The organism is Pseudoalteromonas sp. APC 3355 (assembly GCF_030407615.1).
Classification (GTDB): Bacteria; Pseudomonadota; Gammaproteobacteria; order Enterobacterales; family Alteromonadaceae; genus Pseudoalteromonas; species Pseudoalteromonas distincta.
This window is the reverse complement of sequence record NZ_JASDDB010000011.1, coordinates 136273-143212: the sequence shown is the minus strand read 5'-3', so window position 1 is coordinate 143212 and position 6940 is coordinate 136273. Positions and strand designations below refer to the sequence as shown.

Below are 6940 nucleotides of genomic sequence, written 5' to 3'. Positions count from 1 at the left end.
ACTCAGTCACCACCGNACTTGAGTTGCCTTTCACACTGACAACATCTTCACACACAATATAAAGATTTTTGGTTTACACTACGTGGCAATTGTAGGGAATAAAAACAACTCAAACTCGTTCTTTATGGAAGTGAATCCACCGAACTTGAGTTGCCTTTCACACTGACAACATCTTCACACACAATATAAAGATTCTTGGTTTACACTGCGTGGCAATTGTAAGGAAATAAAAACAACTCAAACTCAGTCACCACCGAACTTGAGTTGCCTTTCACACTGACAACATCTTCACACACAATATAAAGATTTTTGGTTTACACTACGTGGCAATTGTAGGGAATAAAAACAACTCAAACTCGTTCTTTATGGAAGTGAATCCACCGAACTTGAGTTGCCTTTCACACTGACAACATCTTCACACACAATATAAAGATTCTTGGTTTACACTGCGTGGCAATTGAAAGGAAATAAAAACAACCCAAATTCAGTCACCACCGAACTTGAGTTGCCTTTCACACTGACAACATCTTCACACACAATATAAAGATTTTTGGTTTACACTACGTGGCAATTGTACGGAATAAAAACAACTCAAACTCGTTCTTTATGGAAGTGAATCCACCGAACTTGAGTTGCCTTTCACACTGACAACATCTTCACACACAATATAAAGATTCTTGGTTTACACTGCGTGGCAATTGTAGAGAATAAAAACAACTCAAAACCAGTCACCACCGACCTTGAGTTGCCTTTCACACTGACAACATCTTCACACACAATATAAAGATTCTTTTAAGCGAGGCTAACTTTATGCCTCAAGCTTATGACTCGAGCCTTGCTCTGTGTCTATGGTTAAACTTTAGAGTGTTAGCTCCAATTTGACAAACGAGAAAAATAAACCTAATAGGTGAAAAAAACTAAACTATATACCTTTGTCTAATACATTTAGATTGGATTGCTTTGGAAGCTATGATGCGAAGGCGTTTTACAGGCACAAAAAAAGCGCTATAAAGCGCTTTTTAATATTTAAGACAGACTTAAATAATTTGGTTTTCTTTCCAGGCTTGCTCTTTTGCTAAACGGTTTTTGCGTTTATCACATGGATCATCGCAATCACAGGCTTTATCAATACCAACCGAACCTAAACCACCACAGCTGCTTGCCATAGATTTTTTTTGCACGATCATACCAACGGCCATAGCCGAAACTATCAAAATTAGTAAGCCAAAAGTAAGAAGAAAAAGTGACATTGCTTAGCCCCTATTGATCAGCAATAAATTAAACTCAAATATTTTTGAGCGACTGCTATTATATACCCAAATAACACGGAAATAAACAAGTCAGCACCATACTATAAATAAGGCTTAAATGCTGGGCTTGAGTAGGTAACTAAACCCTCTTTTGATTTACCTATTAAATAAACCGGTAAATCATGTTGTTCAGCATAAGCTTGCGCTTTTTGCATCCCCATTACAGTAAGTGCCGTCGCTAAACCATCTGCCGACATAGCGCTTGGATGAAGCACAGTTACCGACACTAAGTCGTGCTTAATAGGCATACCTGTTGCTGGATCAATTAAGTGGGTATAGATCTCGCCATCCATTTTATAAAAAATACGGTAATCACCCGATGTCGCTATACCACTTGTACCTGGCGATAAAACACGGTGTACCTTACGCTCTCCAGGTTGCGCATCTGGTTGCTCAATCGCGATTTTCCAATCCTGATTATTTGGCTTTTCACCTGCTATACGCAGCTCACCACCAATCTCAACCATGTAATTAGTAATGTCGTGGCTTTCTAATAACTGGGCAACTTTATCAATACCATAGCCCTTAGCTGTTGCCGAAAAAGAAAGCTCCAGTCCATTAACTGTTTTAGCCAACCCTTGCTCATTTAAGATAAGTTTATCAATGCCTATTTTTTCAACCATACTTGCAAGCTCGTCATCACTTGGACGATTAGTTGGTTTTTTATCAGGCCCAAAGCCCCATAAATCAATTAAAGGCCCCATTGTTACGTCGAGTGTTTTAGTCGATTCACCCAAGCGAATAGACTCGCTTATAACAGCCCTAAAATCTTCGCTAATTTGCATAACTTGATTTGCAGGTAATCTGTTAAATGTATTTATTTCAGAGTCATCTATGTAAGTAGACATAGATTGATTCACATCTTTTAAAACAGCGTCTATTTGCAGCTGTAGTTGTGAAGCCGATAGCTGGGCTTGCTCATCATAATATTTAATATGATAAGTGGTACCCATAGTCTTACCTTCTAAAAAGGTTTCTTTTAACTCTGGCTTTTCACCACACCCAGACAATAATAAAGTCAGTGTAATTAGTAAAAAGGCCATTATGCCCTGTGAAGTACTTACTCGATTCATAACAGCTCTACTTAATAGATTGATAAAATTAAAGAATAAAAAAAGCCTCGTAACACAAGTGCTACGAGGCTGGTATTTTAACCAAAACTAAACTGTTTTGGTATTAGTGTTAGCCACCGAAGTCATCTAGTAAGATATTTTCGTCTTCAACACCTAAATCTTTAAGCATAGTAATAACTGCCGCATTCATCATTGGAGGACCACACATGTAGTACTCACAATCTTCAGGCGCTTCGTGATCTTTAAGATAGTTCTCAAATAACACGTTATGGATAAAGCCAGTATAGCCTTCCCAGTTATCTTCAGGCTGTGGATCTGAAAGTGCTGTATGCCATACGAAGTTAGGATTTTCAGCGGCTAGGCCGTCAAAATCTTCTACGTAGAACATTTCACGCTCAGAACGTGCACCATACCAAAAGCTCATCTTACGTTTAGAGTTCAAACGTTTAAGTTGGTCAAAGATATGAGAACGCATTGGCGCCATACCAGCACCACCACCAACAAATACCATTTCTGCGTCAGTGTCTTTAGCGAAGAACTCACCAAATGGGCCCGAAATAGTTACCTTGTCGCCTTCTTTAAGTGACCAAATGTACGAAGACATTTTACCACATGGCAAGCTAAGGTTTCTTGGAGGTGGAGCAGCAATACGCACGTTAAGCATAATGATGCCTTCTTCTTCTGGGTAGTTAGCCATTGAGTAAGCACGAATTGTTTCTTCGTCTACTTTTGACTCCAGATCGAAGAAACCAAAATGGTTCCAGTCGCCACGATACTCTTCAGGAACATCGAAATCTGCATATTTAACATGGTGAGGTGGAGCTTCGATTTGGATGTAACCACCCGCACGAAACGGCACTGACTCGCCATCTGGAATTTGCAGCTTAAGTTCTTTGATGAACGTTGCTTTGTTATCATTAGAGATAACTTCACAATCCCACTTCTTAACACCGAAAATTGACTCTTCAAGTTCAATTTCCATGTCATTTTTAACATTTACCTGACACGCTAAACGACAGCCTTCACGGGCTTCACCTTTAGATATGTGATCAAGCTCAGTTGGCAGAATATCACCACCACCTTCTTTAATGTGTACACGACACTGACCACAAGAGCCACCGCCACCACAAGCAGATGATACAAATATACCTGACTCAGATAGTGCGCCTAAAAGCTTACTACCTGCTGATGTTTTAATGGCTTTATCTGGGTCGCCATTAATGCCGATGATAATATCGCCACTTGCAACTAACTGAGATTTAGCACCAATGATGACTAAAACCAGTAGTACAACGATAGCGATAAAAACACCAACGCCTAAGAAAATCTGATAATCCATGATTTATCCTCGCTACCTTTACAGTGAAATACCAGAGAATGACATAAAGCCAAGTCCCATTAAACCAACAGTGATGAAGGTAATACCTAAACCACGTAAGCCGTCAGGTACGTCTGAGTATTTCAGTTTCTCACGGATACCTGCAAGTAATGTAATTGCAAGTGCCCAACCAACACCAGCGCCAATACCATAAACAACAGACTCGCCGAAGTTATAGTTACGCTCAACCATGAATGATACCGCACCAAATATTGCACAGTTAACTGTGATAAGTGGTAAGAAGATACCTAACGCGTTGTATAGTGCAGGGAAAAACTTATCTAATGCCATTTCAAGAATTTGCACAAGTGCTGCAATAACACCAATGAAAGTTAAGAAACGTAAAAAGCTAAGATCTGCATCTGGGTAACCTAACCAAGTTAGTGAACCAGGTGCAAGTACCGCATGATAAACCAAGTTGTTTACAGGTACAGAAATACCCAATACAACTATAACCGCTATGCCTAGGCCAATTGATGTAGTTACTTTTTTAGATACCGCTAAAAAAGTACACATGCCTAAGAAGAATGACAACGCTAAGTTCTCAATAAAAACGGCTTTTACAAATAAACTAATATAATGTTCCACTATTTGCCCCTTACGCTTTAGCTTCTACTTGGTCTTTCTTATAAGTACGCAGTACCCATATGAATAAACCAATGATGAAGAATGCACTCGGTGGTAAGATCAATAGACCCATAGGCTGATACCAACCGCCATCTTGTACTAATGGGATAATATCAACACCGAATAGTGAACCCTTACCAAATAGCTCACGAATGAAACCAACAGTAAGTAGTACTACAGAGTAACCTAAGCCGTTACCAATACCGTCAAGGAATGACATAAGTGGTGGCGACTTCATCGCGTATGCTTCAGCACGACCCATTACGATACAGTTAGTAATGATTAGACCAACGAATACAGAAAGCTCTTTTGCAGTAGCATAAGAAAATGCCTGTAATACTTGGTCAACAACGATTACCAATGATGCGATAATTGTCATTTGTACGATGATACGTACAGATGATGGGATCTGGTTACGAATAAGCGAGATAAAGAAGCTCGAAAACGCAGTTACAAGTGTCAATGCGATTGACATAATTAACGCATTTTTTAAGCTAGACGTTACCGCTAGCGCAGAACAAATACCAAGTACTTGTAGTGCGATTGGGTTGTTAGCTAAAACCGGACCAAATAGGACCGCCTTCATTTCTTTAGTATCAGCCATTATTTCAATGCTCCTTTACGTACTTTCGCAAGGAAAGGGCCAAAGCCATTTTCGCCAGTCCAAAAGTCAACTGCATGATCAACACCGTTAGACGTTAATGTAGCACCTGAAAGACCATCGATCTTATGCTCATCATTGCCCGCAGTACCTTTCACAATTTGAATTGGAAGTTCTTTACCTTCCCATGTAGCAGTCCACTGTGGATTTTGGATTTCGCCACCAAGACCTGGGGTTTCATTATGCTTGTAAAAGATAATGCCCTTAACTGTTTCACCATCGCTTTCAAGCGAGATAAAACCGTACATTAAGCCCCATAAGCCGTAGCCTTGGATAGGAAGAATGATTGCATCAACTGAGCCATCTTCTTTTTTAGAGATATACACCGGTGACTCTTTAGTCACACGTTGAATACCAGCAATATCTTTAACGCCTTTCTCTTGAAGAGAAACACTTAGCGCTGCATCATATTTGCTTTTTTCAAAGTCAAAGATTGTTGGGTCTGTATCTACAAACTCACCTGTAGTCATGTTTACAACGCGCGCTTCGATTTTTGCATCAAATGTTTCAAGAACATTTTCAACTTTGTCGATGCCCGCAGCAGCTAAGATATTGCTTTGAATATCTTTGTTTTTATTAGCTTGCTGTAAAGGACGAAGCTGTACAGAAGCAAACGATACAATGATTGCACACACTAAACATAGTGCTACAACAACTGATAACGTTTTGCCGATTGATTCGTTATTACTAGACATTACGTGCCAACCTCCGCTTAATATTAGCCTGCACTACAAAGTGATCGAACAGTGGAGCGAACAAGTTAGCAAATAAGATTGCTAGCATCATGCCTTCTGGGAAAGCAGGATTCACAACACGTATCATAACCACCATAAAGCCAATTAATAGACCATATGCTAATTTACCTTTGTCAGTAAATGCAGCTGATACAGGGTCAGTAGCCATAAAGAACATACCAAACGCAAAGCCACCAAGTACAAAATGCCAATACCAAGGCATTGCAAATACAGGGTTAGTTTCTGAGCCAACAGCATTTAATAAAAATGCAGTTGCTACCATACCTAGGAATACACCTAGTACGATGCGCCAAGAAGCGATACGAACGTAAATTAAGAACAAACCACCTACTAATAATGCAAGTGTAGATGTTTCACCTACAGAACCTTGAATGAAACCATAAAACGCATTCCACCATAATTCCATGTTTGCAAAGTCAAGTGTGCCAGCAAATGCTTGGCCTAGCATAGTTGCACCAGAGAAAGAATCTACTGCTGTCCATACTGTGTCACCTGAGATTTGAGCTGGGTATGCAAAGAATAAAAATGCACGACCGGCTAAAGCAGGGTTTAAGAAGTTACGGCCAGTACCACCAAAGATTTCTTTAGCGATTACTACACCAAACGTAATACCTAACGCAACTTGCCATAAAGGAATAGTTGCTGGCAAAATAAGTGCAAATAATACAGAAGTAACGAAGAAACCTTCGTTAATTTCATGCTTACGCACTGAAGCAAATATAACTTCCCAGAAACCACCTACTGCAAATGTTACAGCGTAGATAGGTAAGAAGAAACATGCTCCATAGAACATCTTAGCGCCCCAGCCTGCGTCAGCGGTTAACTCGCCACCGAATAACTGGAACAAACCAACTTGCCACGTGTTTGCTAGTTCAAAACCTTGTGCTAAAGCACCAGCAGCCTGATGACCGATATTGAACATACCAAAAAACATAGCTGGGAACGTCGCCATCCACACTAAAATCATCATACGTTTTAGGTCGATGTTATCGCGTACGTGTGTCGCGCCTTTATTTACGTAGCCTGGTGTATAAAAAATAGTTGCAGCTGCTTCATACAGTGCATAAAACTTTTCATATTTACCACCGGCTTCAAAATTCGGCTCGATATCTTCTAGATATTTTTTTAAACCCATC

Annotated in this window: 7 protein-coding genes; all 7 read right to left on the bottom strand. The window is 39.9% G+C overall.

The window, feature by feature from the left end; all coding sequences use genetic code 11:
- Nucleotides 1–1037 precede the first annotated feature (1037 nt).
- The 7 genes from nqrM to QMA08_RS15445 all read right to left on the bottom strand — a co-directional run bounded on the left by nqrM (nt 1038) and on the right by QMA08_RS15445 (nt 6939).
- Nucleotides 1038–1250: a (Na+)-NQR maturation NqrM gene (nqrM, locus tag QMA08_RS15475; RefSeq protein WP_007376137.1), complete on the bottom strand. Its 213-nt coding sequence runs from the start codon at nt 1248–1250 to the stop codon at nt 1038–1040.
- A 101-nt stretch (nt 1251–1351) separates the two neighbouring features.
- The gene (locus tag QMA08_RS15470; protein ID WP_290174869.1) at nt 1352–2383 is read right to left on the bottom strand and encodes an FAD:protein FMN transferase; all 1032 of its coding nucleotides are present in this window, start codon (nt 2381–2383) and stop codon (nt 1352–1354) included.
- A gap of 109 nt (nt 2384–2492) precedes the next feature.
- Nucleotides 2493–3722 carry an NADH:ubiquinone reductase (Na(+)-transporting) subunit F gene (gene nqrF, locus QMA08_RS15465; protein WP_002958895.1) on the bottom strand — a complete coding sequence of 410 codons (1230 nt, stop codon included), beginning with the start codon at nt 3720–3722 and terminating at the stop codon, nt 2493–2495.
- A gap of 18 nt (nt 3723–3740) precedes the next feature.
- A complete protein-coding gene (gene nqrE, locus QMA08_RS15460) occupies nt 3741–4349 on the bottom strand; it encodes an NADH:ubiquinone reductase (Na(+)-transporting) subunit E (RefSeq protein ID WP_002958896.1) in 609 nt (202 codons plus the stop codon).
- Between the two features lie 10 nt (nt 4350–4359).
- Nucleotides 4360–4992 carry an NADH:ubiquinone reductase (Na(+)-transporting) subunit D gene (locus QMA08_RS15455; protein ID WP_002958897.1) on the bottom strand — a complete coding sequence of 211 codons (633 nt, stop codon included), beginning with the start codon at nt 4990–4992 and terminating at the stop codon, nt 4360–4362.
- Nucleotides 4992–5744 (bottom strand): Na(+)-translocating NADH-quinone reductase subunit C, encoded by a 753-nt coding sequence (locus tag QMA08_RS15450; RefSeq protein ID WP_002958898.1) that lies wholly within the window; start codon nt 5742–5744, stop codon nt 4992–4994. The genes QMA08_RS15455 and QMA08_RS15450 overlap by 1 nt, the downstream gene beginning before the upstream one ends.
- The gene (locus QMA08_RS15445) at nt 5737–6939 is read right to left on the bottom strand and encodes an NADH:ubiquinone reductase (Na(+)-transporting) subunit B (RefSeq protein ID WP_002958899.1); all 1203 of its coding nucleotides are present in this window, start codon (nt 6937–6939) and stop codon (nt 5737–5739) included. Before QMA08_RS15445 ends, QMA08_RS15450 begins: the two co-directional genes overlap by 8 nt.
- Nucleotide 6940: the final 1 nt, after the last annotated feature.

Bases quoted from the DNA above. Each gene is read 5' to 3' on its own strand.
- nqrM (WP_007376137.1), bottom strand. From the start codon at position 1,250: ATGTCACTTTTTCTTCTTACTTTTGGCTTACTAATTTTGATAGTTTCG.
- QMA08_RS15470 (WP_290174869.1), bottom strand. From the start codon at position 2,383: ATGAATCGAGTAAGTACTTCACAGGGCATAATGGCCTTTTTACTAATT.
- nqrF (WP_002958895.1), bottom strand. From the start codon at position 3,722: ATGGATTATCAGATTTTCTTAGGCGTTGGTGTTTTTATCGCTATCGTT.
- QMA08_RS15455 (WP_002958897.1), bottom strand. From the start codon at position 4,992: ATGGCTGATACTAAAGAAATGAAGGCGGTCCTATTTGGTCCGGTTTTA.
- QMA08_RS15450 (WP_002958898.1), bottom strand. From the start codon at position 5,744: ATGTCTAGTAATAACGAATCAATCGGCAAAACGTTATCAGTTGTTGTA.
- QMA08_RS15445 (WP_002958899.1), bottom strand. From the start codon at position 6,939: ATGGGTTTAAAAAAATATCTAGAAGATATCGAGCCGAATTTTGAAGCC.